Annotated in this window: 4 protein-coding genes; 1 reads left to right on the forward strand and 3 read right to left on the reverse strand. The window is 62.1% G+C overall.

From position 1 onward, the window contains the following. From EN914_RS30810 to EN914_RS30820, 3 genes are all read right to left on the reverse strand, one after another. Nucleotides 1-294: ATP-binding cassette domain-containing protein (locus tag EN914_RS30810; RefSeq protein WP_281034681.1), on the reverse strand; the 294-nt coding region annotated here is incomplete at its 3' end. 58 nt (nt 295-352) lie between these two features. Then, entirely contained in the window at nt 353-1,495 is a 1,143-nt protein-coding gene (locus EN914_RS30815) for a substrate-binding domain-containing protein (protein ID WP_127218603.1), read from the reverse strand. A gap of 49 nt (nt 1,496-1,544) precedes the next feature. Continuing rightward, nucleotides 1,545-2,246 carry a GntR family transcriptional regulator gene (locus tag EN914_RS30820; protein ID WP_024505290.1) on the reverse strand — a complete coding sequence of 234 codons (702 nt, stop codon included), beginning with the start codon at nt 2,244-2,246 and terminating at the stop codon, nt 1,545-1,547. 326 nt (nt 2,247-2,572) lie between these two features. Here EN914_RS30820 and EN914_RS30825 point away from each other — a divergent pair. Continuing rightward, nucleotides 2,573-2,784: amidase family protein (locus EN914_RS30825; RefSeq protein WP_245497878.1), on the forward strand; the 212-nt coding region annotated here is incomplete at its 3' end.

The following is a 2,784-nucleotide window of genomic DNA, read 5'->3' on the forward strand; positions in this document are numbered from 1 at the left end:
CACCAGGCTCAATTCCTGGAAGATCATCGCCACGCCGGCTTCGAGGCGCGCGCGCGTCGAAATGGAGGCCAACGGTTCGCCGCGTACCAGGATCGTGCCTTCATCGGGCGCGTGAATGCCAAGCAGCACTTTCATCAATGTGGACTTGCCGGCGCCGTTCTCGCCGAGCAAGGCGTGGACTTCGCCGCCCCGGACCTCGAAATCGACGTTGCGCAGCACGGTGTTGGCGCCGAACCGCTTGACGATGCCACGCATGGAAACCAGCGTGGGCAGGGGATTGTCGGCAGCGGACATGGCGATTCCCAAAAGAGGCGATATGGGCGGCGGGTCGGCCCGCCGCCCGGGATCGAGATCAGTAGCAGGCGCCGGCACAGGCCTTGACGACATCTTCCGGCACGTCCTGTTTGGTCACCTGCTTGAGGGCCGACAGAAGATTGGCCTTCTTCACCCGCAGCGAGGGCAACGAGATGTAAGGCGGCACCTGCTTGCCGAGCAGGGCGGCAGCACCTGCCTGGGCTTCGGCTATGCCGAGATCGTAAGGCAGTTGCGCACCGATGGCGATGATCTGGTCGCGGGCTATGTAGAGTGCGCTGTCCGGGCCGAGATCGTTGGTGGTGACGACGAGATCGTTGCGGCCGAGCGACTCGGCGCCGGCAAGCGTCTGCATGGCCGGGTCGCCCCACACCGCGAAGATGCCCTTGATATCAGGATGCGCGGTCAGCATGGCGACCGCCTTGTCATAGGCCTCGCGCGGCTGGGTGAATTTTTCGCGTGCCGCCACGGTGACGCCGGGATGGGCGGCGACCGACTTCTCGAAACCGGCAACGCGTGCCGCGATCGAATAGTAGGATTCCTGGATGTAGGTCATCAGGCCGACTTCGCCCTTGCCGCCGATCGCCTTGATCATCTCGTCGGTGGCAAACACCGCGTTCTGCTCGTTGTCGGATGCGACCACGGTGACGTAGTCCTTGCCGGGCGCCATGCCGTAGGCGACATTGTCCATGAACACGATCTTCACGCCGCTTTCGGAGACCCGCTTGTAGGTATCGGCCTGGCCCTTGGGGTCGATCGGCACCGAGAAGATCAGATTGACCTTCTGGGCGATCATGCCTTCGAGTTGGTCGGCCTGGGCGGTCGGCGCCTGCTTGGCGTCGGTGACCGCCACGACCTTGATGCCGTACTCGTCGAGTGTCTTCTTCAGCGCCTCGACCTGCAAAGTGTTCCAGGGCGAGTCCATCGCCTGCATCGCAATGCCGGCGGTGAAACTGCCGGCCTTGAGCTTCGCCAGCTCGTCTGCCGTGAAGGTCAATGAGGCGGCGGGGCTGGCCGGTACGCCATCGGGGAAGCCGACCACCGGCTGGCCGGTCGGCGACAACGGCAGCGGCACCATCAGTTCGGCGGCTTCCGGCGGCATGTCGGCGGCGACGACCGCCATGGGCGCGGCCGACAGCAACAAAGCGAGTGCGAGTGGACGAAGGCGAGACGGTCTGGTCACGAGTGTTCTCCGTATAGTTCCCCTGAGCGGTTGATTCCGCTTCAGTTTTTCAAAGAAAATATTGCGGCAGGTCCTTCTGAAGCCGTCGCAGTTCGCCTTCGTTGTAGCGAATGTGATGGGCGATGGTGTTTGCCGCCTTGCGAGGCCGTCCGGCCTCGATTTCGTCGACCACCATCGAGTGCTCGGCGTAGGAGATGGCGAGACGACCGGGGCGGGGCAGGCCGAGCCGGCGCACGCGCACCAGGTGCAGTCGTGCCGCCGCGATCTGGTCCCAGAGACCCGGCAAGCCGGCGAGTTCCACCAGCATGCGGTGGAAGGCGTCATCCGCGTCGTGGAAACCGTCCACGTCGCCGGCGGCCACAAGCTGGACCTGTTCCAGCAATTGGTTGCGCAGTGCCGTCACGACAGCGCTTTTCGGATGGGATGCGAGTTCATGCACGATCTGCGCCTCGACGGCGCTGCGCAGGAACGAACTCTCGATCACGTCGGCCGGTGAGATGCGCGAAACGTAGGAATTGACCTGCGGGATCACCGTGACGAGCCCCAGCCCAGCCAGGCGGTTGATCGCATCGGTCACCGGCTGTCGCGACACGCCGAGCTCCCTGGCGATGTCGTCCTTGAGCAGCAGATCGCCCGGCCGACGGTCGACCCGCACGATCGCCTTCAGCAGCGCTTCGAACACGAATTCGGCGCGGCTCCGGCGAACGGAAGCATCCACCACGACGTCTTCATCATCTTCATTTGCTGCCATTTCGACGCCCTTTGCCTGCGGTCGGTGGCCATAGGCTAAACACCAACAACCGCAGCGATCAAGCCAATTTTTGCCATTTTTGGAAATTAGGCATGCGGTATGCATATCAATTAATTGTTTTTATTAGATAATATTTTTACAGATGAACATACTAAAATTTCAGTTTGCGACTGGATGTGTTTCCAAATATGGATGTCCGGTAGCGAAAGTCGGCAAGATTCCCGGAGTTGTGGGCTTTTTACCGATTAGACGCTTGGACGAAGCACAAACAAAAATTTTAGATGCGAGGCGTGATGCTGTTGCGGAATGATCCTGTCGGGGCCTTCGTGGATTACCCGCCAATCCCGATCGCTTCGGCGGCAAGCGGACCGCTCGCCGGCCTGACCCTGGCGGTGAAGGATCTCTATGACGTCGCGGGCTATCCCACCGGCGGCGGCCATCCGCTGCGGCGCGAATGGAGCGGCGGCAAGCCCGACACGGCGCCAGTGGTCCAGACATTGCTGGATGCCGGCGCCCGATTTATCGGCAAGACCCACAC

Origin of the sequence: Mesorhizobium sp. M7A.F.Ca.CA.001.08.2.1 (assembly GCF_003998455.1) — a bacterium.
Lineage (GTDB): Bacteria > Pseudomonadota > Alphaproteobacteria > Rhizobiales > Rhizobiaceae > Mesorhizobium > Mesorhizobium ciceri.